The sequence below is a fragment of the Intestinimonas sp. RTP31139st1_F5_RTP31139_211217 genome (assembly GCF_040226735.1).
GTDB lineage: Bacteria > Bacillota > Clostridia > Oscillospirales > Oscillospiraceae > Intestinimonas > Intestinimonas butyriciproducens.
Genome location: NZ_JBCOAQ010000001.1, coordinates 240,366 through 262,972 on the forward strand (window position 1 = coordinate 240,366; position 22,607 = coordinate 262,972).

26 protein-coding genes are annotated in these 22,607 nt (G+C 56.4%); 3 read left to right on the top strand and 23 right to left on the bottom strand.

Features of this window, described 5'->3' with window-relative positions:
- Positions 1 to 37: 37 nt before the first annotated feature.
- The 10 genes from ABUA09_RS01300 to ABUA09_RS01345 form a co-directional block, all read right to left on the bottom strand.
- Entirely contained in the window at positions 38 to 634 is a 597-nt protein-coding gene (locus ABUA09_RS01300; protein WP_075703891.1) for a SpoIIIAH-like family protein, read from the bottom strand.
- Between the two features lie 14 nt (positions 635 to 648).
- Positions 649 to 1,182 (bottom strand): SpoIIIAG-related protein, encoded by a 534-nt coding sequence (locus tag ABUA09_RS01305; RefSeq protein WP_242943923.1) that lies wholly within the window; start codon positions 1,180 to 1,182, stop codon positions 649 to 651.
- Positions 1,179 to 1,673: a stage III sporulation protein AF gene (locus tag ABUA09_RS01310; RefSeq protein WP_075703893.1), complete on the bottom strand. Its 495-nt coding sequence runs from the start codon at positions 1,671 to 1,673 to the stop codon at positions 1,179 to 1,181. The genes ABUA09_RS01305 and ABUA09_RS01310 overlap by 4 nt, the downstream gene beginning before the upstream one ends.
- Positions 1,670 to 2,791: a stage III sporulation protein AE gene (locus ABUA09_RS01315; RefSeq protein WP_083630885.1), complete on the bottom strand. Its 1,122-nt coding sequence runs from the start codon at positions 2,789 to 2,791 to the stop codon at positions 1,670 to 1,672. Before ABUA09_RS01315 ends, ABUA09_RS01310 begins: the two co-directional genes overlap by 4 nt.
- Before the next feature lie 32 nt (positions 2,792 to 2,823).
- Positions 2,824 to 3,210: a SpoIIIAC/SpoIIIAD family protein gene (locus tag ABUA09_RS01320; RefSeq protein WP_075703894.1), complete on the bottom strand. Its 387-nt coding sequence runs from the start codon at positions 3,208 to 3,210 to the stop codon at positions 2,824 to 2,826.
- Positions 3,211 to 3,213: 3 nt separating this feature from the next.
- On the bottom strand, positions 3,214 to 3,408 hold the full coding sequence (gene spoIIIAC, locus ABUA09_RS01325; protein WP_033116648.1) for a stage III sporulation protein AC: 195 nt from the start codon (positions 3,406 to 3,408) through the stop codon (positions 3,214 to 3,216).
- Between the two features lie 30 nt (positions 3,409 to 3,438).
- Complete coding sequence (gene spoIIIAB / locus ABUA09_RS01330) at positions 3,439 to 3,954, bottom strand: stage III sporulation protein AB (protein WP_075703895.1); 516 nt, start codon at positions 3,952 to 3,954, stop codon at positions 3,439 to 3,441.
- On the bottom strand, positions 3,951 to 4,892 hold the full coding sequence (locus ABUA09_RS01335) for an AAA ATPase domain-containing protein (protein ID WP_279204836.1): 942 nt from the start codon (positions 4,890 to 4,892) through the stop codon (positions 3,951 to 3,953). The genes spoIIIAB and ABUA09_RS01335 overlap by 4 nt, the downstream gene beginning before the upstream one ends.
- A gap of 560 nt (positions 4,893 to 5,452) precedes the next feature.
- A complete protein-coding gene (locus ABUA09_RS01340) occupies positions 5,453 to 5,770 on the bottom strand; it encodes a hypothetical protein (protein ID WP_147586126.1) in 318 nt (105 codons plus the stop codon).
- A 280-nt stretch (positions 5,771 to 6,050) separates the two neighbouring features.
- Positions 6,051 to 6,542, bottom strand: coding sequence for a hypothetical protein (locus ABUA09_RS01345; protein WP_279204834.1), 492 nt, complete (start codon positions 6,540 to 6,542; stop codon positions 6,051 to 6,053).
- A 196-nt stretch (positions 6,543 to 6,738) separates the two neighbouring features.
- On the opposite strand from ABUA09_RS01345, the gene tnpA reads away from it, so the two are divergent.
- Both tnpA and tnpB read left to right on the top strand, forming a co-directional pair.
- Positions 6,739 to 7,131, top strand: a complete 393-nt coding sequence (gene tnpA / locus ABUA09_RS01350) for an IS200/IS605 family transposase (protein WP_082635958.1) — start codon at positions 6,739 to 6,741, stop codon at positions 7,129 to 7,131.
- A 9-nt stretch (positions 7,132 to 7,140) separates the two neighbouring features.
- Positions 7,141 to 8,253 carry an IS200/IS605 family element RNA-guided endonuclease TnpB gene (gene tnpB, locus ABUA09_RS01355; RefSeq protein WP_058116759.1) on the top strand — a complete coding sequence of 371 codons (1,113 nt, stop codon included), beginning with the start codon at positions 7,141 to 7,143 and terminating at the stop codon, positions 8,251 to 8,253.
- An 83-nt stretch (positions 8,254 to 8,336) separates the two neighbouring features.
- Here the strand turns inward: tnpB and ABUA09_RS01360 are convergent, their stop codons facing one another.
- From ABUA09_RS01360 to hprK, 7 genes are all read right to left on the bottom strand, one after another.
- Positions 8,337 to 9,473: an RHS repeat-associated core domain-containing protein gene (locus ABUA09_RS01360; protein ID WP_279204830.1), complete on the bottom strand. Its 1,137-nt coding sequence runs from the start codon at positions 9,471 to 9,473 to the stop codon at positions 8,337 to 8,339.
- Between the two features lie 89 nt (positions 9,474 to 9,562).
- A complete protein-coding gene (locus ABUA09_RS01365) occupies positions 9,563 to 9,892 on the bottom strand; it encodes a hypothetical protein (RefSeq protein WP_349949023.1) in 330 nt (109 codons plus the stop codon).
- Positions 9,893 to 10,695: 803 nt separating this feature from the next.
- Positions 10,696 to 11,565, bottom strand: coding sequence for an ABC transporter permease (locus ABUA09_RS01370; protein ID WP_349949024.1), 870 nt, complete (start codon positions 11,563 to 11,565; stop codon positions 10,696 to 10,698).
- Positions 11,552 to 12,508, bottom strand: a complete 957-nt coding sequence (locus ABUA09_RS01375; protein ID WP_349949025.1) for an ABC transporter permease — start codon at positions 12,506 to 12,508, stop codon at positions 11,552 to 11,554. Before ABUA09_RS01375 ends, ABUA09_RS01370 begins: the two co-directional genes overlap by 14 nt.
- A 79-nt stretch (positions 12,509 to 12,587) precedes the next feature.
- Positions 12,588 to 14,186 carry an ABC transporter substrate-binding protein gene (locus tag ABUA09_RS01380; RefSeq protein WP_033116640.1) on the bottom strand — a complete coding sequence of 533 codons (1,599 nt, stop codon included), beginning with the start codon at positions 14,184 to 14,186 and terminating at the stop codon, positions 12,588 to 12,590.
- Positions 14,183 to 16,018, bottom strand: coding sequence for a glutamine--fructose-6-phosphate transaminase (isomerizing) (gene glmS / locus ABUA09_RS01385; RefSeq protein WP_058117748.1), 1,836 nt, complete (start codon positions 16,016 to 16,018; stop codon positions 14,183 to 14,185). Before glmS ends, ABUA09_RS01380 begins: the two co-directional genes overlap by 4 nt.
- Positions 16,019 to 16,164: 146 nt before the next feature.
- Positions 16,165 to 17,118: an HPr(Ser) kinase/phosphatase gene (hprK, locus tag ABUA09_RS01390; RefSeq protein ID WP_264464812.1), complete on the bottom strand. Its 954-nt coding sequence runs from the start codon at positions 17,116 to 17,118 to the stop codon at positions 16,165 to 16,167.
- A gap of 194 nt (positions 17,119 to 17,312) precedes the next feature.
- Between hprK and rpmB the strand changes: the two genes are divergently transcribed.
- Positions 17,313 to 17,501, top strand: coding sequence for a 50S ribosomal protein L28 (gene rpmB, locus ABUA09_RS01395; RefSeq protein ID WP_033116638.1), 189 nt, complete (start codon positions 17,313 to 17,315; stop codon positions 17,499 to 17,501).
- A 71-nt stretch (positions 17,502 to 17,572) separates the two neighbouring features.
- On the opposite strand, the gene ABUA09_RS01400 is transcribed toward rpmB, so the two are convergent.
- The 6 genes from ABUA09_RS01400 to moaC all read right to left on the bottom strand — a co-directional run bounded on the left by ABUA09_RS01400 (position 17,573) and on the right by moaC (position 22,604).
- On the bottom strand, positions 17,573 to 18,616 hold the full coding sequence (locus ABUA09_RS01400; protein ID WP_058117749.1) for a sulfate/molybdate ABC transporter ATP-binding protein: 1,044 nt from the start codon (positions 18,614 to 18,616) through the stop codon (positions 17,573 to 17,575).
- A complete protein-coding gene (gene modB / locus ABUA09_RS01405) occupies positions 18,613 to 19,281 on the bottom strand; it encodes a molybdate ABC transporter permease subunit (protein WP_058117750.1) in 669 nt (222 codons plus the stop codon). The genes ABUA09_RS01400 and modB overlap by 4 nt, the downstream gene beginning before the upstream one ends.
- 4 nt (positions 19,282 to 19,285) lie before the next feature.
- Entirely contained in the window at positions 19,286 to 20,137 is an 852-nt protein-coding gene (gene modA / locus ABUA09_RS01410; protein WP_058117751.1) for a molybdate ABC transporter substrate-binding protein, read from the bottom strand.
- 65 nt (positions 20,138 to 20,202) lie between these two features.
- Positions 20,203 to 21,150: an MOSC domain-containing protein gene (locus tag ABUA09_RS01415; protein ID WP_058117752.1), complete on the bottom strand. Its 948-nt coding sequence runs from the start codon at positions 21,148 to 21,150 to the stop codon at positions 20,203 to 20,205.
- A gap of 3 nt (positions 21,151 to 21,153) precedes the next feature.
- Positions 21,154 to 22,113, bottom strand: coding sequence for a GTP 3',8-cyclase MoaA (gene moaA / locus ABUA09_RS01420; protein WP_349949027.1), 960 nt, complete (start codon positions 22,111 to 22,113; stop codon positions 21,154 to 21,156).
- 8 nt (positions 22,114 to 22,121) lie between these two features.
- Positions 22,122 to 22,604, bottom strand: a complete 483-nt coding sequence (moaC, locus tag ABUA09_RS01425) for a cyclic pyranopterin monophosphate synthase MoaC (protein WP_279204821.1) — start codon at positions 22,602 to 22,604, stop codon at positions 22,122 to 22,124.
- Positions 22,605 to 22,607 lie beyond the last annotated feature (3 nt).

The following is a 22,607-nucleotide window of genomic DNA, read 5'->3' on the forward strand; positions in this document are numbered from 1 at the left end:
GCGCACACCTTGTGCCGCGCCGGTCCGCCCCTTTCATTCAGCTCGCCTCGATGATTTTGATTTGACTTGCTTTGAGCCCTGTCTCCTCCATCACGATCTCGCTGATTTTTGCCGTGTCTGCGTCGGCGAGCGGCGTTCCGTTGTTGGACACCACCACGCTGATGCTGTTATCGTTGAGAAACGCCACACAGTCGCTGTATCCCTTTGCCGTGACCAAATTTTCAATATTGGCTTCGGCCAGTGTATAGGTGGCCATCGCCTGGATCGTAACGTTGGCCTGGTCTACCGAGGCTTGATCCGCCTTCTCGTCGGCTGCGGCCTCCTGGAGGAGAGAGAGGGCGCTGTCCCTGGCCTGCTGACGGTTCAAACGCGCACTGGCAAAATAGCCGCTGGAGTTGCTCTGTCCCTCTTCTCCCGCCGCAGGACTCTCGGAAGGCGCGGGTGATGATGCGTTCTCTCCCTTGAGCAGCGGATCCGTGGCTTTGCCGCCCACCAGGGCCGCCTCTCCCAACACCTTCCCCGTATCCGCGGTCTCTCCGGCTCCATCCTGGCTGTAGGACCAGTTGAGATATACCGCCACACACACAAACAGCACGATGGCGGCCACCACCGCGTTCCGCTTCCAAAGTTTCATCTCAAGTCTCCTCCTTACTTTCCTTTACAAATTGAAATTTTATCGCTTCCCAGGCCGGTCAGGGCAGAGACCGCCTCCACTAGCTTGAGCCGTACCTCCGGGTCGCTTCCCCCGGGGCAGACCACCAGAGCGCCTTGAAACTGCGGATATATCTGCTGAAGCGGCACAGCCTCCTCCCTGCCGGAACCCTTGGAGACCACTACGGTGGTCCTCCCCTCATCCACCGCCCCTTCCTTTTGAGAGGAGGTGATGTCCTGGGCCAGCACTTGGCGCGTGCTGGCCTTCACAGTAAGGACCACTGAGACCTCTCCCGCTCCCTCTACTTCCGAGAGTGTATCGGACAGTTTTTTTTCCAGACCCTCCAGGTCGAAGGCCAACTCCGACGGAGGATCAGTTCTTCCTGAGCCTCCTGTTCCATCTCCCCCTTCAAAGGTGGGTAGCAGGAGCAGGAGAATACCAGCCAGCAGGACCAGCAGCACGAATTTATATTTTTCCAGCAGCTCCATCAGCCGCCTGCCGCCCTTGGCGGCCATATCCGTTCCCCTCATGATGCTCCATCCCCGCTTTCGTAAGTTTGACATTCCTCGGGAATCGCCAAGTCCGCCTCTATGATACGTGCCAGGAGGCGTCTCTCCTCCCCGCCAGGCGCTCCCGTGATGGACACTGCGGAGGGATAGGGCACGCCGTCCTCTCCTACTGTGCATGTTACGGTCACCCTCTTGCAGGGGACCCCCAGTGCTTCCGCCTTGTCCAGAATATATGCGCCCGTCTTCTCTCCTATGATGGTTTTCATCAGTTCCAAATCAGTTTTTTCCAGCTCATTCTGCGTACTCTCCAGCTCTATCTGGACGGCGGACGCTGCCAGAACGCTGAAATCCACATGCAGGACCGGCTGGACCACAGCAACCAGGAGCAATAAGCCTCCCGCCATCCTCCCGATCTTCCTCACGGTACCAGACGGTGTAAGACTGTCCGCCAGCGCCACGATCATAGCTGCGCAGGTGATCCCAACCAGCCACTGCCGCAACAATTCCATCATGGCGTCACCATAGACACTGCCGATACCATGGATACCAAGAGCAGCATTGCGGAAGCTCCCGTCATACCCAGGATGAGTCCGAATGCACCGCCAAGACCGTCGATCAGTCCGGAGGTCCTCCCATCCGCCACCGTGGCCGCCAGGGCGGCGGTCAGCTTATAGGCCAGGTAATGTATCCCCAGTTGCAGGAAAGGGACCACACACATGGAGAGAATCACCAGCATGCCGAACACCCCCACCGCATTTTTCAAAATTCCTGCGCCGGCCAGAACGGTCTCCGCCGCGTCGGAAAGGATACCGCCCACCACAGGCACCATGCTTGAGACCGTAAATTTGGCCGCCTTGACCGCCACTGCATCCGCCGTCCCTGCAATGACCCCGCTGACTGTGAGATAGCCCACAAATACCAACAGCAATACTGTAAGGATCGAGGTGACCGTCCACTTGAGCACCCCGGCAATGCGCTTGAGCCCCTCGTTCCCCACCGCCGCATGGGCCACACAAGCGGCAATATACCCATACACAAGGGGTAGGAGCAGCTTGGTGATCAGGCTCATCAGCACCGTGGAGAAGAGCATGGTAGCCATCTGTCTGGCCGCCGCCCCGCCGGGCGCCCCGCTGGCAGCCGTGGCCACCGCCATGGTAGGCAGCAGTATCTTGGAAAAAGCGGTCATATTGTCCAGCGCCTCTCTCCCCATTCCAATCAGGGAATGGACATCTGCGACGGAAATGGCCGTGATGGCCAGCGCCTCCACCAGCGGAACTACCTGAAGTCCCCCGGGATCTCCAATGGCCTCGCACGTTCCCTGCGCGAGAGAACACAAGAGCACCACGGTCAAAAGCAGCACACCGCTCCGCACCGCCTTGCGGAGGACACCCGCCAATTGGTCGCTGCCGGTATCCAACAAATCCTGAAGCCCGGCATCCAGATCCACCCCAGTCACAGTATCTCCGGGGCTGTACTCGCCCGCCGCCTCTGCCAGTTTGTCCAGCCCCAGCACCTTGGACTGCTCGTCCAATACGTCCTCAGATGAGGATGCCGCCGCCGGAAGAACAAAAAGGCAGGTGAAAAGGATCAGCATCAGAATTTTTTTAATTTTCCTATGTATTCCCGTCATCCGTCGCCCCTCTTCCCTCCGGCCGGACGCCGCTATAGGAGCCCTGTCACCATACTCAACACCGTCTTCAATAGAGGAAGAGACACAAGCAGCGCCGCCGCCGCGCCCGCCGTCTCTACGAACGCGGCAATCCCCCCCTCTTTCGCGTCCCGGCAGAGCTCTGCCGAGACTCTGGTCAGCACTGCGATCCCTACTGTTTTGACAACGGGCGCCAATACCGCAGGCGAGAGTCCCGCCGTATCCGCCAGGGTGTCCATCAGCTCCTTGACTCCCTCCAGCGCTCCCAGCGAGCAGCTCAGGATGATCGCTCCGGCGCACAGCGCCAGCACCATCCCCAGCTCGGCCACATTCTTTTTGACCACCACTGCGCACAGTGCGGCGGCCACCGCAATGGCCGCGATCTTTACCATATCCGGCATAGACTACAGCCCAAACAGGTTCTTTACCAGGTTGAAGAGATCGCTGATCTCCTGGACCACCATCATGAGAACCACCACAAGACCCGCCAGTGTGGTCATGGTGGCCTGCTCGTCCCGCCCGGACCGAGTGAGCACCTGGTTGAGCACCGACACCAGTATCCCGATCGCCGCAATTTTGAATATGAGGTCTACGTTCATGCCTTCTCCACATCCCCGCATTGATATCAGTCATAACAACAGAATAACCAGCATGGCCCCGGAGCCCAGTCCCAGCGTGGTGTAGACCCTTCCCAGCCTCCGCTGCTCTTCTTCCGCCCCGGCGAGACATCGCCCCAGCTCCAGCACCGAATTCCGCAGGGCCCCGCTCTGTCCTTCCACGTCATATCTCCCCAATACTTCGCCCAACTCGAGCAGGATCTGACTTTCCCGTTCGTCCAGTAGGAGGTCAGGTTCGCCGTCCAGCGCCTCTCTCCATAGCTGGCCAAAGCTCTTTTCGCCCAGCTCCCAGAGGTGGTCCCTGCAGTGTGCGAACAGATAGGCCGCCGGCCCCTGTGACTGCCGTGCCAGCCGCTCCATCAGCTCCGGCATCGGCGTAAGGCGAAACGTAAGCTCCCTCTCCAGTTGACCCAGGGCCCCCACCAGGGAGCGCAGACTGGCCACTCTTGTCCGAAGCTGTGCCGCCGCGCCTAAGCCCAGACCTGCCGCGCCCGCCATCAGGAGGAGCGCTCCAATCCACCGGATCATCTCAACCCCTCCTCCAGCGGCACTACTCGGTAGTTCCGCCTGCCCCCGCGCAGCTCGATGAGAACCGCCTGGCGAAAGATACCGCCTGCCAGAAGCCGGCGGTACAGAGGACGCCGCCGCAGGTCGTCCGGCGTCCCCCCGTGCGCGCTGCACAAGAGGGCGACTCCACAGCCGGCTGCCTGCTCCAGCGCCTCCACATCCTCCGGCGCCGTGATCTCATCCGCCGCCAGGACCTGAGGGTTCATCCCGCGCAGCAGCATCATCAGACCTGCCGCCTTGGGGCACCCGTCCATCACATCCGTTCTTATCCCCACTTGTGTCATTGGGACGCCGTTATACATGGCGGCAAGCTCCCCACGCTCGTCGACCACCCCCACTCGAAGGGGCGGCCCTCCAACACCGTCGGAAATGCGGCGAATCAAATCCCGCAGGAGAGTCGTCTTCCCTCCGCCGGGCGGCGAGAGAAGGAGCGTACTCTGCAGGGTGCCTGCCTCCCACAACTGCGGCAAGACCTCAGCTCCCGCCCCCGGGACCTCCCGGGCGATCCGGATGGCAAGCGAAGAGATCTGTTTTACATTGCATACTTCTCCATCCTTCATCACCGCACTTCCACATAGACCCACCCGATATCCGCCCCGGACAGTAACAAAGCCGCTTTTTACCCGGTCCAATACCGTATGTGTCGACGCCTGACTGGCAACCTCCAGTACTCCCGTCAGATCGGCGGCGGTGATCGGGCATTGACCGCAGCCCGGTACCGTCCGTTCCCCCGTCGGATCTGCAACCATCGGCGGTCTGCCCGCCCGAAGCCGAAACTCTTCTGCTCTGGCCTTCTCTGCTGTCGAAAGCCTCTGCACCCCTTCTCTGAGTTCATGCGGTAGCAGCGCCGCCGCCTGTTCAAACCGCTCGACCGCATATGCCTCTTCCGGAGCCCGCACCTTTTCCAGCTCCCTTCTTCTGTGTGATGCTCCATTCTATGTGGGGTTGTCCATGTCTATGACAGCCGGAGAAAAATTTCCCTCACTAAATGGCATAGCCGCCGGAATCACAATGATTCCGGCGGCTATGCCAAGGCAGTAAATCTATCTATGTTCGTTGTATTCCCGCACCCACCGTACTAATGATGCAAACTATCTGCGTCGTTTAAATTGCCATTCACATATGCTCGACTCAAGCATACCAACAGGCTGTATCACAGCAATATGAATCAATACTAGCTTCGATAACAGACTGTTGGGATCATTGGAAATCATGGCTATAGTTTCTGGCGGCGCTACTTTTGATAAAATAAAGAGTACTAACATTATGTACAAGTATATCTGAGCTACGATGGCAATAACACTAATCCTAATTTCCTTAAATGAAAATATGAGCAGCAAGTATCTACATTTGTCTGAGATTTTCACGCCAATATAGCTTCTATTATCCGCTATATACCGAACACTAATGCACATTGCTATAAAGTAGGAAAAGAAATAAAAAGGATCACTCATCTTAATCACTCCACATATATGAATTTAACCACATTATCTGTAACAATTATTTGCGTTAATGATCCTTTAGTCATCCCTTTGCTTAATGATTTAGCTGCGGCTTCGGCCGTTGCTCTTGAAGAGTATGTTAGATATACAACCGAAGTGTTAACACCTCCAGCACCAACTATTTTTCCATATACTGTTTTTACTGGAGCAGAAGCACCTTCTCCACCAACAAAACCAGCAAGTCCACCAATTCCTGCACTAATCCCAACTTGTTTCCAATTAATATCGCGTCCATAAAGTTTATCCTGTAACGCCGATTCTACACCACTAATCACGGCATTAAATCCCACTTGCCCTAATAGTCCAATCGGAGATCCAGCAATACCTCCTGAAACTGCACCTGCTGAAAACGATACTCCAACACTTGCCCAATTAAGATTTTGGAAAGAAACTCCATCACTTATTTGTCGCCATACGTTAACTCCCGCATTGATTACTCCGCCTATTATTGCACCTACAATAATACCAGTTAGTGCTATGCTTTCACCATCTAAATAGCAGCAAGAGTGATAAGGGACGGGCCGAGGGTGTTGCCCGTCCCTTATTTCTACAATTTTAAGAATTTCCGCATCCAGCAGATAATTTTTTGACTTCTACCAGTGCTTTCGATTTTTTACCATAGACAAATTCATAAGTCTCATTTGACTTTAGTTCAAAATATTCAACTGAAGTAAATATTTTAATTCCACTTCTAGTTTTTGCAACAACTTTGTACTGATATATTCTAACATTTTTAATATTTCTCTTTTCGTATACACATTTATCCAAATACGAAGTTGACCTAAAAATATATTGCTCCAAAAAACGGGCCGATTCTGTAATGTAATTTTTCGTTATTAAATCTACAACAACCAATATGTCGAATACAATAAAGGTAAAAACATATCCAATGAGCCAAATACTCAACAAAATTACAAATAAAACCACCGTTGTGGACCAGTTAATTCTAATTGCGTCTGTACATAGAAAAAAGAGATTTAATCCTATTACAATAGTTAAGAAAACAATAAATTCCTCTATATGTGGACCCAATTTTTTCCAATACATGCTCCACCTCATTGTATCGCAGTCGCTGTGGTAGATGATACAAATGCGCTTATGATAACATCATACCCATACCTACTTACCAATCGTGGCGTAAAGCCCCTGCCTTTAGGCATGGGGATATAAGCCACACCTTGCTCCCCCGCAAAGAGATTTTGCGCGGCTTGCATTAGATACCGTTGAATGGTATAATGTAGTCATGGAATATAAAAGTAATCATAATGTGGTGTACTCCTGTAAATATCATGTGGTCTGGTGTCCAAAATATCGCCGTAAGGTCTTGGTCAATGGTGTCGATGTGCGCTTAAAGGAACTCATAGAGGAAATCTGCAATGAGTACCATATCGATGTCATTGAGATGGAGATCATGCCGGACCACGTACATTTGCTCATGGAAGTAGATCCGCAATTCGGTGTTCATAAGGCTGTCAAACAGATTAAGGGCCGTACTTCTCGGGTGCTGCGGCAGGAATTTGGCTGGCTCCGCTCACGGCTTCCAACACTATGGACAAACTCGTACTTTGTATCTACTGTGGGTGGTGCGCCATTGTCGGTGATTAAGCAGTACATAGAGAATCAGAAGAATGTGTGAGGTGGGAAGATGGAATACAGCTATAAATTCCGCTTGTACCCAACAGCAACGCAGCAGGAACAAATGGCTCGGAATTTTGGTTGTTGCCGCTATGTGTTCAACCACTTTCTTGCCCAGCGGCATGAACAGTATAGGGAAAACGGAAAGGCCCCCACACGATTCCAGCAGGACAAAAGTCTCACGGCACTCAAACAAGAATTGCCATGGCTGAAAGAAGTGGATTCTACATCTCTGCAAGCAGCCCTGCAAGACCTGGATACCGCCTATCAGAACTTCTTCCGACGTATGAAGCAAGGGGAGAAGCCCGGATACCCCAGGTTCAAGAGCAAACACAACCACCGGCAGAGCTACAAGAGCAAATGCGTAGGGACGAACATCAAAGTTCTGGATCATGCCGTACAGTTGCCAAAACTGGGCAAAGTGAAGTGCCGTATTTCAAGAGAGGTCAAGGGCCGCATTCTCTCCGCCACGATATCCCGCAATCCCAGCGGCAAGTATTTTGTTGCCCTGTGCTGTACGGATGTGGAAATAAAACCACTGCCCTCCACCGGGGCCGCTGTGGGTCTCGATATGGGTATCAAGTCTTTCGCTGTCACTTCAGATGGCGTGGAGCATCCCAACCACAAGCATCTTGCAAAATCCGAGAAAAAGCTAGCCCGGCTCCAGCGGCAGCTCTCCCGAAAAACAAAGGGGAGCAACCGCCGGGAGAAAGCAAGGCTTCAGTTGGCAAGACTGCATGAGCACGTCGCCAACCAGCGACAGGATATGCTCCACAAGTTGTCCACTGACCTTATGCGCCAGTACGATCTGATCTGCATTGAGGACTTGGCACCCAAGAACATGGTCAAGAACCACAGGCTGGCCAAGTCCATCTCAGATGCATCGTGGGGTGAGTTCCGGCGGCAGTTGGAATACAAGTCAAAGTGGTATGGAAAACAGGTGGTCACGATAGACCGCTTCTTTCCGTCCAGCCAGCTTTGCTCTGTATGTGGTGCTCAGTGGCCCGGAACGAAAGACCTTTCTGTGCGGGAGTGGTTTTGCCCGGTTTGCGGTACAGTCCACGGCCGGGACATCAACGCCGCGAAGAACATCCTCAACGAAGGTCTGCGCCTGCTGGCGTAGATAGAATATATGGTAGGGCGGGACACGCCCGAACCGATACGCTCGGGGAGACCATGTAAGACCTCGCATGGTGCAGGCTGCGGTCAGCGAACCGAGAATCCCCCGGCTTTAGCCGTGGGGAGTGTCAATAGCTCATCTAATTCCGTACTACTAATACCTTGCTTAAATGCTTGCCTGATTTGTGTTAATTCTCTATTGGTTATATGTCCAATATTATTCAAAATATTTTTTTGTTGGGCTCTGGTTAATGTTTGAAAATAAAGTTGAAACTCTTTAGACAGCAAATCTGCTGAACCTTTACCTATAATTCCGGCCGCCGCCCCAGCTCCCAATGCAGATACCACATCTTTAGCTGACTTTACTTCTCCAGCAATCATTTGTCCAGTTAAGTTCCCAGCCGCACCAGTCACCGTGACAACTACCCACGCATTAACACCTGGAATTGGAATTACAGAAATTGCTCCGCTAACACCTCCCGCAAGAAGCGCTTTCCCCAGTCCCTTTGTCCAAGTTTCACCACTTTTGATATTTTTAAATATTTGAAGCCCTCCGCTTACCAATGCTCCTATTCCTGCTCCAATAGCAATTGTTGCAAGTACTCCTATCTCCCCATCCCTATCGACATACATTACCGGGTTATTCGCACAGTATGCATACAGATTCCCGCTTTGCATGACTGCGGTTACATCGGGTATAGGTCCGGAGGACATCTCGACCGGATTATCCCCATAGATTCTGTTTGTGGGATTCCAATGCGTATCCTCTGCAAGGAAGCGACCTATTGTCGGGTCATAATATCTAGCCCTGAGGTAGTAATTTTGAGTTTCCCTGTCCAGATATTCTCCGCAATAGCCAAAACCGCTCTTTACGATGCTGGAGTCCCTCACGCCAAATGCGTCATACCACTCCTGACCGCTAAATATGTACTCAAATTCGCTTGGGTCGGGTTTCCGCTGTACCGCCCCCTGATCCTCCTCTTCCAGTGCAGAATTAGCGGTATAATTGATCGCCCGGTGTGACGTCGTGACTACATTTCCGTGCGCATCATGAAAATAATATACCTCATCAAATTCATAATCAGTTAATTCTGCGATCAAATCCAGGCCATAGAAATACCGGGTATTTCCCTCCAGTACAAGCTCCCCGCCGCTCCACACATAAGAGACTGATCCCTTCCCGGTACGCAGTCCGTCGGGACCATAGGTGTAGCTGGTGCTCACCCCGTTCACAGTAGCGGAGGTCTGCCGGTTAAAGCCATCGTATCCATAGACGATACTGTTTGTCCCCTGACTCTTAGTAAGTCGTATAGCTATAATAACGCGAATCTGATCACATATTTCTTCCGGCGTGTACCCTCTCTCTGTCTCCTGCGCAGCATTGGCAGAAAGCGCTTTTGGTTCGTTTGTATTTCTGTAAAATTGCTGCGCGCCTGTGTATACGCAGTTTTCAGCGATTCGATGTTTTCGATAGAATCCTCCAAAAATGTATCCAGTGTGATATAGGGGATGCCCATCAGCGCCGCAAGTGCTTTCCGTTCCTCCTCCTGACCGTCTTCAACAAACACCTTCTCTGCACGTTCGCGTCCTTCCGTAATCTCGGTTTGCTTGTCACGAATAAGCTGATGTACCGACCTGTTCAAAATACCGCTCGATTACATATGCCGCGAAAGCCTGACTATTGGTATACCCTCCGAATATCAGGTCTAGAATGTCAGACTTTTCTCCCGGTTTCAGGCTGCAATATTTTTGTGCGGTTATGAATCCCTTTAATGACTTTTGGAGCGTTCCGATATTTCCATGATAAAAAATGGCGCTGTCGATTTCTTCATATGTGTATCCAAACCCATCCTGGATCATTTGGAGCTCTGGACGAATCTTAATATATCTGCACGATTTCTGCCTGAAGCTCATACACGGGGTCAAGCTCTACCGTATTCGCTTCTGCATATGTGATCTGGCCAAAAAGACTTTTTACTTCGCCTGGCGTCAAACCTGCATTCTGTTCCAGATGGACAGACGCCGTTCATCCGTTGCCATCCAGAGAAATATCTGTACAGGCCAACAGCTCCTCAAGGTCCCTGTCTACGGAAGTATCGATCCCAATGTGAAAATAATCGGCGTTTGTTTCTGCATACGGTTCAACGAATATATCGCCTTGCAAAACTTCAGAATCAGAATAAGAAGGAACATATGAGTACGCAGGATATTACGATCTTGAACATTCTTTTTCTTGACATATTATCCTCTCCCTATCGTTTCTTGTCCGCATACTAATTCCAAAGCTGTGTTGAGGCTTTCCAGGGTTGGCCTGCATTGAGGAGATGCACTCTATGACACATTCATTATATCGCCAAATTTTGTTCGTATCAACAATATTTTCTTGGGTTTATCCATGTTTTTTGTTGCAAATATACTTTTAATCCTGCAAAAAGCCGTGTGCAGATCAATCCGCACACGGCCTGTTTGTAGTAATAAACTTGGGGTCCAGTGCATCCCGCAGGCCGTCCCCTACCAGTTGAAGGCAAATGACAGTCAAGACGATGAACAGCCCTGGCGGGAGCCAGACCCAGGGCCTTCCGGTGAGGACCGCCAGATTGGATGCGTGCTGCATCAGATTTCCCCAACTGGCCTGGGGTGGACGGATACCCACGCCCAAAAAGCTCAGGCTGGACTCGGAGAGGATCGCCCTCCCCACCCGTTGGGCCAGGGCCGCCCAGACCGGGGCCACCGCATTGGGCAGCACGTTCCGGAACATGATGGTACGGCTCCTGGCCCCCAGTGCCTGTACCGCGATGATATACTCCTTTTCCCGGATCGCCAGCGCGTTCCCATACACCAGCCGGGCGATGGAAGTCCATCCCAAAAGTCCAATGACCAGAATGATATTGCACACGGACGGCCCTACGAGCGTCACCAGACACAGGATCAGTACAATGCTGGGAAAGGATTGGAACACATCGGCGCAGCGCATGATCCAGAACTCGCATTTCCCTCTGCGGTAGCCCGCCAAGAGCCCCAAAGGCACCCCCACCGCCATACTGATAGCGGCGGCGGAGAAGCCCACCAGCAGGGAAACGCGCCCGCCGTAAAGAAGCCTTGCGAAGACATCCCGCCCCACGTCGTCGGTCCCCAGCCAATGTTCCGCGGAAGGGGGCGCCCAGAAACCGGCGGCGCGGTCCGTCAAGTTGGGCTCCAGACCCAGCAGGGGCGGCAGTAAAAGAACGCACAGGACCTCCGCTCCCAAAATGCACAGCGCTGCAACGGAGCGCCGGTCCCGGCACAGGCGCCCCAGCGCGCGTTTAAATTCCCTCATAGCGCACCCTCGGGTCTACCATACCATACACCAAATCCAGCAACAGATTGGTACACAGCACCGCCAGCGCAATGACCACGGTGACGCCCATGATCACATTATAGTCCCGGCCGCTGATGGCGGAGAACATCAGACTTCCCATTCCGGGCCAGCCGAAGACCCGCTCCACTACCACGGAACCTCCAATGATGTGGGGGATATGGGTGAGAACGGTGGTGAGGACGGGAATGAGCGCCGTTCGAAATCCGTGGCGGAGCACCACCGCCGCTTCCTTCAGCCCCTTAGCCCTGGCGGTGGTAACATAATCCTCTCCCAGGACCTCCAGGCAGGCGCTGCGGGTCTGTTTCAGGATGCCTCCCACATTGCTCAGCCCGACAACGCCCGCCGGCAACAGCAGGTGTCGCAGCAAATCCGCAAGTGGGCCGGAGGAGCCGGAGGCGTACATACCGGAGGCCGGCAGCCATCTGAGCTTTACAGCAAAAAGGTAGATCGACACCAGTGCCAGGAAAAAGCCCGGGACGGCGGACCCTGCCACGGTGAAGAGATTGGAAAGGCGGTCCCAATGGGAACGCGGCTTCCAGGCCGACAGGATCCCCAACGGAATGGCCACCGCCACCGCCACCGCCACTCCGGTCCCTGTGAGAAGCAGTGATGGCCCAATGCGCTGCCCGATCAGGTGGGATACGCTCTGCCCCAGATGGTAGGACTCTCCCAAATCCCCGCGGAAAAGCCCCGCCAGCCACAGTACATAACGGGCCAGCAGGGGCTTGTCCAGTCCAAGGGCGGCTTTCAGCGCGGCCTGTTCCTCTGCACTGGAAGCCCCCTCCCCCATCAGGTCGGTGACCGAGCCTGGGGCCAGATTCATAAAGAAAAAAACAACAAGGGTAATACCAAAAAAGACGGGGACCGCGGTGATCAGCCGTCTGCGAATATAGTGCGCCATTCTGCTTCCTCCTGCACTTCCGGCCCCGCGCGGGGCACAGGCGGCCCCATAACAGGGGCCGCCCTACAGAGGTTATTTTTTATTCTTGTTTTTCCCACTCCCAGACATTCTCGTTGGAGAAGCTGGAGGAGGCGTAATCAATGCCGGACACCGTGGGCGACTGGGCATGAAGCGCTGTACCAAACCACAGAGGTACAAAGGGCCGCTCCTGGGCCAGATAGTCCTCCAGAGCCTGCACCAGATCCTGCTTGGCATCCGGATCGGTCTCCATTTGAATGCGTTGGATATAGACGTCGTACTCAGACAGGTCGGACACATGAAAGATATTATTGTTTTCCGTCAGGCGGGTCCCCACAAACCACAGAGGAAGCGGGCCGGGCGTATGGCTTGCGATCCCCATGTCGTAGGTGCCGTCCGACATGCCGGCGAACATGGTGGCCGAATCCACCGTCTCAATGGAAATCGAAATCCCGGCATCGGCCAGATTCTGCTGCATCAGGGCGGCCAATCCGGCCCGGTTGGAGGTACAGGCCAGACGGTAGGTCCTCCCGTCATAGCCCGCCTCTTCCAGCAGCGCTTTGGCCGCCTCTACATCCCGGCCGGCGGCGCTTCCCTCTCCCGCGTAGGGGCTGGTGGGCGGGATGCTGGAGTCCGTCACAGTACCCAGTCCGTTTGTGGAGTGCTGACACAACAGTTCCTTATCCAGCGCCAGCTCAACCGCACGGCGGATGCGGGCATCCGGGAGCGACGCCCCGTTGAGCATCAGCTCAAAAAAGGTGTTGGGTACCGTGCCGCGGAGTACGGTCAGCCCATTCTGCTCCGCCACCTGGGCGTCGTCTGCGGAGACGCTGCCGCCGAAAGCGTAGTAGTCCAAGTCTCCGGAAATCAGCGCCGTGAGAAGATTGGATTTATCCATCACGGTGATGACCAGGCGGTCAAACCCCGGCGTACCCAACGGATACGCCTTGTTTGCCTCCAGGATGAGCTGGCTGCCCGCCAGCTCAGAGACAAATTTACAGGGCCCGGAGCCCACCGGCGCCTTCCACAGGTCCAGGTCCATGAGGTCGGCGGAGGCGACCCCCTCCAGGAGGTGGGTGGGCAAAACATAAAACTCCCGGTTTTTATCCAGCAAAAAGTCCTCCGGAGATGTGGGATTCTTGAAGGTGAGCTTCAGCGTATACGCATCCACAGCCTCCGCCGCCACAGAATGTTCCGAAAGCGCATAGCCGTTCTCGTCTGTGCCGGCAAGGACGGAAAAGTTATCCCGCCCCAGCATGGGACAATCCGGATCGGTCATCAGGCGGAAGGTCTCCACCCAGTTTTGCGCCGTCACAGGGGTCCCGTCATGGAAGGAAAACCGCTCATCCAGCGCGAACTCTATCCCGTATCCGTCGTCCACGCTCTTCCAGCTCCTGGCTGCACGCGGGGACAGCGTGCCGTCGGCATGGACATAGGCCAGACGGTCATAGATCTTATCATAAATGATTCTGGCATAGTTGCTCCCCGATACACTGTTATAGGGCATCAGGGCATCCCAGGCGTTTGAGATCCCGTAGCGCACCACCACAGGATCGGCCGTGACCGTCCCAGTATCCTGCGGCGCCCCGTCGCTCCCGGCGGCACATCCCGCCAACAGCAGGGTAAAGGCCGCCGCCCATACAACAAACCGCTTTCTCATTCCACCGTCACCGACTTTGCTAGATTTCTGGGCTTATCGATATCACAGCCGCGCATCAGCGCCACATAGTAGGCAAAAAGCTGCATGGGCAGCACGTCCAGTGACGGGAGCAGCATAGGATGGGTGTCCGGCACCAAGATAGCGTGATCCACCGTCTTTTTCATCGCCTCTGCCCTGGACTCCACTGTAAGGCCCAGCACATCCGCCCCCCGGGATTTTACCTCCACCACATTGCTCATGAGTTTGTCAAAAAGCTGGGTACAACTGGCCAGAGCCACCACCAGCGTCCCCTGCTCAATAAGGGAGATGGTGCCGTGCTTCAGCTCGCCGGCCGCATAGGCCTCGGAGTGAATATAGGAGATCTCTTTGAGCTTCAAAGAGCCCTCCAGGCCGATGGCATAGTCGATGTTCCTGCCGATAAAGAAAATGGATTCGTGGTTAAAATAGATGGAGGCATAGTACTGGATGGCCTCCCGGTTTTCCAGGATGTGCTCCATCTTGGTGGGAATAGTCAGGAGTTCGGATACGATATGATCGTATATCTCCCCGCTGATGGTACCCAGCAACTCGGCAAAGCGGAGTGCGATCAGATAGATGACCGCCAACTGGGTGGAGTATGCCTTTGTGGTAGCTACGGCGATCTCCGGCCCCGCCCACGTATAGAGCACATCGTCGGACTCGCGGGCAATGGAAGAACCGACCACGTTGACGATGGAAAGTATCCGGGCGCCCAGACGTTTGGCCTCCCGGAGCGCGGCCAGCGTATCGATGGTCTCACCGGACTGACTGATGACAATGCAGAGCGTCTTCTCCGTCACCAACGGATCACAGTAGCGGAACTCGGAGGCCAGGCTCACCTCCACCGGTTTGCGGAGCAGCTTTTCCAGGATATACTTGGCCACCATGCCGACATGATAGGAGGACCCGCAGGCGATAATGTAGATCTTATCCGTCTCCCTCAGATAGTCTCCGTCCAGGTTCAGGTCGTCCAGCACCACTCTGCCGTCCTGGATGCGCGGAAATACCGTATCTCGAAAGGCCTTTGGCTGCTCCATGATCTCCTTTGCCATGAAGTGCTCGTATCCGCCCTTTTCCGCGGCGGACACCTCCCAGTCCACATGGTGTTTCTCTTTTTCCACCGGCTGAAGATAAGGGTGGTTAAAAACCCGGATACCGTCTCTGGTGAGAACGGCGATCTCGCCGTCCTCCAGATAGCACACCTCCCGGGTATACTTGATGACAGCGGTCACATCGGAGGCCAGAAAGTTGAACCCCTCGCCGTACCCTAGGATCAGCGGACTGTCCTTTCGGGCGGCGATCAGTTGATCCGGGCAGTCGGCGCAGATGATCCCCAGCGCATAAGCCCCCTCAATCCGGTGGAGGACCTTGGTGACCGCCTCCATGATGTTCCCACGGTAATAGTACTCCAAGAGCTGGGCCACTACCTCGGTATCGGTCTGGGAGACGAAGCCCACGCCTTTCGACTCCAGGAATTCCTTAATCTGTACATAGTTTTCAATGATGCCGTTGTGGACCACGGCGATGCGTCCTGAAGCACTGACCTGGGGATGGGAATTTACGTCTGAGGGCTCCCCGTGGGTAGCCCAGCGGGTATGTCCCAGCCCCACGGTCCCATGGATGTTCTTACCGCCCTCCACCAAGTCCGCCAGTACCCGGAGACGCCCCTTTGCCTTTACCACGCGGAGGCCGTCGTCCTGTGAATAGACTGCCAGTCCCGCGGAATCATACCCCCGATACTCCAGCCGCTCTAGGCCGTCAAGCAGGATCGGCGCTGCCTCTTCCGCGCCGATATATCCGACAATACCACACATAGCTTTATTCCCTCCGTTTTTCAGAGTCAACGGGTGATGTTGTGAACTGATGTATTATATCATTCCAGAACGGCCCCCACAACAAAAAATTTGAGAGGGGCGGCCTCAAACCAAGCCGCCCTCTCCCACGCATATACTGGCGTTCTTCACATCTGGCCGCTCAGGGCCTGGTCGAAATGCTCGTTGATCTGCTGAGTAAACGCCTGCGCCGCGTTATACCCCATTTTTTTGTGGCGGTTGTTCATCGCCGCCACCTCCACGATAATCGCCAGATTTCTTCCCGGCTTGACAGGCACCGTAAGGGCAGGCACCTTTACATCCAGGATCACCGTATAGAGCTCCTCCAGACCAAGGCGGTCATACATCGTGTTGTCGTTCCACTGCTCCAGATTGACCACCAGATCGATATCCTGGTCCTCACGCACGGCAGACATACCGAAGAGCTGCTGCACATCCACAACGCCGATACCCCGCAGCTCGATGTAATGGCGAATCAGTTCAGGCGCCGAGCCCACCAGCCGCTTGACGCCCACCCGCTTGATCTCCACCGCATCGTCCGCCACCAAGCGGTGGCCGCGCTTTACCAGCTCGATTGCCGTCTCGCTTTTCCCCACGCCCGATTCGCCCAGCAGTAGGACTCCCTCGCCGTAGACCTCCACCAGCACACCGTGGCGTGTGATGCGCGGAGCCAGGTAGTTGCGCAGCGCCGCGATCAGCGCGCCCATAAAGGCCGTGGTCGTCTCCTGCGTGCGGAGAATGGTACGGTTATACTTCTCAGCCATCTCCATGCACTCCGGAAAAGGCTCCATCCCGCGGGTGATGACCAGAGCGGGGATGTCATGGGCCAGGAGTTCGTCAAAGCTCTTGAGGCGCTCTTCCGGAGAGAGCTGGGCCAGATAAGTACTCTCCACTCTGCCCAAAAGCTGCATCCGTTTGGCGTCGAAGTAGTCAAAAAAACCCACCAATTGAAGGCCCGGCCTGTTCACGTCCTCCCGCTGGATCAGGACCTCCCGGTATCCCTCTGCACCTCGCAGCACATCCAGCTCAAAGTCCTCGATCAGTTTTCCCAGTTTGACGGAATAGTGACTGTCCACTTCCATCACCCCTCACACATTCAATGTCACGCTTAAGTATAACCGAATCTCCCAGATTTCGCAACTTCAATTCAAGTCATCCTATAAAAATAGAAAAAGAATGAAAATACTACTTGCATTTTTTCACTCAATCTGGTATTATATCATTCGATGCTTTGTGATAAGCTGATACTTTGACCAGCGAGGAGGTTGAAGGAAATATGGCCAAATGCGAGTTTTGCGACAAGGGTGTTGTATTCGGCATTCAGGTGTCCCACTCCCACCGTCGTTCCAACCGTCCCTGGAAGCCCAATGTGAAGCGCGTCAAGGCGATCGTCAACGGCACGCCCAAGCACGTGTACGTTTGCACCCGCTGCCTCCGTTCGGGTAAGGTCACCCGCGCTGTGTGAGTGATACTTGAAAAACTCCGCACCAGTTGGTGCGGAGTTTTTTTATGTCTGCCGGGAAGTAGCTTTAATTGTTAGTAAAGGAGCAGGACATCTTCACGGGGCACGCCCAACTCCTGCGGGAGTCCCTTTTTCCCATCCCGTCCGGGCCGGCTCCACCAGAGCTCCCCTTCCGTTTCCGCCTGACCCTCATACCGAAAACACATTTGCGTCTCAAACGGCAGCTCCATATGTCCGGTAAAGCTCACCGGGAAGCGATTCTCCGGGCATGTGTGGGAAAAAGCGCCGGCCCGCACCCCGACGGCCCGCACCCCCTCTTTCACCGGTCGCGCTGTGGCCAGGCGGATTCCCCACCCTGGGATTTCCACTTCATAGGCCCCCACCCTTCGGGCGGCCGAGGATATGTTCCGGCATCCGGTCAGGCGGGCTGCCGGGACGCTCCCCGGGTCCAGAAAAAGCAGCTCGGTTTCCCGGACGCCCAGGATGCGGCCCCCGTCCACCACCGCCGCTTTTTCACACATATGATAGGCCTCATCGTGGTTGTGCGTCACCAGCAGAATATCTCCGTCAAAGGTGTCCAGCAGTTTCTTCATCTGGATTTGCAGTTGATCCCGCAGATGTTCGTCCAGCGCGGAGAAGGGCTCGTCCAGCATCAGAAGCTCCGGCCTGCTCACCAGTATGCGGGCCAGCGCCGTCCGCTGCTGCTGCCCACCCGAGAGCTGGTCAGGCCGCTGCTCCTCGAGCCCTTGCAGGTGCAATAACTCCACCACCCGGCGGAGCTCCGCCGCGCGGCGGGCACGATCCCGTTCCCAGCGTATTCCGCACAGAATATTTTGCCGCACGGTCATATTGGGGAAGAGCGCATAGTTTTGAAAGAGATATCCGACCCGTCGTTTCTGCGGCGGCAGGTTAATCCACCGCTCTGAGTCGAAAAGCGTAACGCCGTTGAGCAGGATCTTTCCCCGGTCCGGCCGCTCGATCCCCGCGATACATTTCAGGGTAAGGCTCTTCCCGCTTCCGGAGGCGCCAAGCAGTCCCAGTGTTCCACCGTCAGCGCGGAAGGAGGCATCCAGGGAAAAGCGCCCCAGCTGCTTGTGGATGTCCACCGTAAGGCTCATGGCGCCGTCCCCCTTCTGTTTCTCCGCTCCAGCAGATTGACCGCGAGCAACACAACCGCGCTGATGGTCAGATTCACCATCACCCATCGAAAAGCGCCGCTCTCGTCATTGGTGCGCCAGAGCTGATAGACCGTGGTGGATATGGTGGCCGTCTTTCCGGGCGTATAGCCGACGAGCATGCTCGTCGCTCCATACTCTCCCAGCGCTCTCGCGAAGGCCAGCACAGCCCCCGCCAGGATGCCCTGACGGCACACCGGCATGCGGATGCGCCAAAAAATATAGGAATTGCTGAGCCCCAGGGTCTTCCCCGCGTAAGCCAGCGTCCCGTCGAAGCTCTCAAAGGCGCCCCGGGCGGTGCGGTACATGAGAGGAAACGCCACCACCGCAGCGGCCAGCACGCCGCCGTACCAGGTCATGACAAACTTGAAGCCGAATTGCGCCAGAAAAATCCCGAGGGGCCGTCGGTTTCCAAAGAGCAGCAACAGAAAGTAGCCGCACACCGTCGGCGGCAGTACCAGCGGCAGGGTGAGGACTACGTCCAGCAGCCCTTTCAGCGCCCGGGGAAGCCGGGCCACGTAATAGGCTGCGGCGATCCCCGCAAAAAAGACGATCACGCTGCTGATGGCCGCAATGCGCAGCGAGTTCCAAAGGGGATACCAGTCCATGCTGTCAGGAGGCCGAGAAGCCCACGCTCTCAAAGACCGCCATGGCCTCGCTTCCCGTCAGATAGTCCAGGAATGCCTGGGCTGCCTCGGCATGGGCGCTGCCTTTGAGAACGGCCGCCGGATAAATGACCGGTCCGCACATCTCCGCCGTGGCCGAATCCACCACGGTGAGTCCGGCGCTGAAAGCGTCTGTACAATAGACCACACCGCAGTCCACGCTCTGCTCAGAGACCTGTGTGGTGACCTCCTTCACATTGGTGCCGTAGCTGAGAACGCCGGAGGGGGCCAGCGCGTCCTCGTCCAGACCGTAGTAGCGCAGGATTTTTTGGGTGTACTGGCCCACAGGTACATCGCTGTTCCCCATCGCCATCAGGATCGATCCGTCGGAGAGCCCGGCGGCCATATCGTCAAAGCTCTGAATATCCTTGGGATTCCCATCAGGGACCACCAGGACTACGCGGTTCTCCAGCAGATCCACACGGCTGTCCGTGTCCACAAAGTCCAGCCCCTCGGTGTTCACCTCGGGGGAGGACGCGATATCCAGCTGATCCATCTGTTTCTGACCCGCTGAGATGAAGAGATCACAATCCGCCCCTTCCTGTATCTGTGTCTTCAAGGTACCAGAGGAGTCAAAGTTGAAGGTCAGGGTCACATTGGGAGCTGCCTCTGCATAGAGCCCCGCAATCTCCTGGAGCGTCTCCGTCATGGAGGCTGCGGCATACACGATGAGTTCGATGGATGCGTCGGAGGGTTCCGCCGGCGCAGGCGTATCCGCCTGGGACCCGGAGGTGCCTCCGCAGGCTGCAAGGGATAGAGTCAGCATCAGCGCAAGGGTAAGGGAGCACAGCCTTTTCATGAGTAACGCCTCTTTCCTTTTGATTCTTATGGATCACGCGCCTACTGCGCGTCGACCGATCGGGTTCATCCCTCCATCCGGGACATGCCACAGTCCACGGCTTCCCCCCGGAGTACCTCCAAACCATGGGGCAGCACCTCCAGGAAACAGTCCAGACTCTCTTCCACAGCCTTGACGCTCCCCGGCAGATTGACGATCAACGTCCCGCCCCGCAGTACGGACACACCGCGGGACAACATGGCTCTGGGCGTAATGGAAAGGGAGTGGGCGCGGATGGCCTCGGCTATGCCGGGCGCCTGCCGCTCGGCCACAGCCAGGGTGGCCTCCGGCGTCACATCCCGGGGGCTGAAACCTGTTCCGCCGGTGGTGAGGATGAGGTCCGGCTGCCGCTGGTCGCAGAGCCGGATGAGTTGTCCCCGCAGTGGTTCCAACCCATCCGGGAGAAGCAACCGCTCGATGATCTCATAGCCGGAGGCCTCCAGGCGGGCGGCTATGGCCGGGCCGGAACGGTCCTCCCGTCTCCCCGCCGCGCCTTGGTCCGAAAGGGTGATCACCGCCGCCCGATAGGGCCGGCCGCCGAAGCGCGGCTCCACCGTCAGCACATCTCCCTCTGCGAGGTCGCCGCCTTCCACCACGCGGGCAAATACCCCTTCCCTGGGCATGATGCACTCCCCCATCCGCTGGTGAATGGCGCAGTGGCTGTGGCATTCCTTTCCAATCTGTGTGAGCTCCAGCAGGACCTGGCCGCAGCGCATCCGAGTCCCCACCGGAAGGGCCCGCAGGTCCACCCCTTCCACCACTAAGTTCTCACCAAAGGCGCCGTATTCTACCCCGGCCCCCCGCGCATTGAACGCCTTGATTTTCTCCGCGCTCAGCAGGCTGACCTGCCGGTGCCAGTCTCCGCCGTGGGCATCACCCACAAGCCCCCACTCCGGGGTGAATCGGCCGGCCCCCACGCGCCTTTTCTCCGTGCCCCGGGCGGGGCTGGCGCAGACCGCAAGAATCCTTCCCATCCGTCATCCTCCAATTTCATGCATGCCCCGCGCCTCGGTCACGGCGCCGCCCTCGCCGAAGCCGTGGGCATCCGGCTTTTGCAGGATACAACAGGCCATCGCTTCACGGAGGGCCCGGTCCGTCCCGCCGTTGCGCAGCAAAGCTCGTAGATCCGTCCCGCCGCCGTAGCAGAGGCAGGGCTTGAGTTCCCCCGTGCTGGTGAGCCTCACTCGATTGCAGCTGCTGCAAAAGGCCCGGCTCACCGCGCTGATCAGCCCCACCCGCGCCCGGAGACTGGTACTGCCGTAATACCGGGCGGGGCCGTTCCCTCTGCGCTCCCCTGTGGGCTCCAGGTCGGGCCAGCGCGTCCGCAGACGCTCTAGCGCCTCAGAGGCTGGGAGACCTTTCCTTCCCTTCCCTGCGCCAATCGGCATGAGCTCAATAAAGCGAATATCGGCAGGTACCGTATCCGCCGCCGCCGTCAATTCCACAATTCCCTCTACCGTTTCCGGAAGCAGGACCGCATTGAGCTTCGTATGGATTCCCATCGCGGCGGAGGCCGCCGCCGCGCGCCATACCAGGGCAGCGGTGCCGGGCGGCGCTCCGGTGAGACTGCTGTAAAGGCCGTCGTCCAGCGTATCCAGGCTCACATTGATCCCGTCCACCCCCGCCGTCCTGAGCGCCTCCAGATGGTCAGGCAGCAGGATGCCGTTGGTCGTCAGCGTAACCTGCTCCACACCCCGCAGTTTTTTGAGCTCGGCCAAAAAGCTCATGCAGTCCCTGCGGACCAGCGGCTCGCCTCCGGTCACCTTGAACGCATGGATACCCAGCCCCGCGGCCAGGCCGCACAGGCGCAAAAGCTCTTCATACCGCAGCACCTCGGCATGCTCCACACTGGGGACCCCGCCGGGCATGCAATACCGGCACCGCAGGTTGCAACGGTCTGTAACGGAGACCCGAAGGTAATCGATCTCCCTCCCCATCCGATCCCTCATGGCGCGCTGCTGAAGAGAAAGCGCCCGCTCTTGCCGCCCTCCTTCTCCACGAGATGGATGTCCCTCAGCACCATGCGCTTGTCAATGGCCTTGCACATATCGTAGATAGTGAGCAGGGCCACCGTTACCCCGGTCAACGCCTCCATCTCCACTCCCGTTTTTCCGTCGCACTGTATGGTACAGACCGCCTCGATCTCGCTGCTTTCCGGGTGGAGGAAAAATTGCAGGCCGCTTGCAGTCAGTCCCAGGCCGTGGCACAGCGGGATGAGTCTGGAGGTCTCCTTCGTGGCCATGATGCCGGCCACCTGCGCCACCCCCAGCACATCTCCCTTGCGGGCCGTCTTGTCCCGCACCGCGGCGAAAGCCTCCTCGTTCATGCGGATGGATCCGGCGGCCACGGCCCGGCGATGGGTGGCCGCTTTCTCCGTCACATCCACCATCACGGCGTTCCCGTCGGCGTCAATATGGGAAAAACACATGGG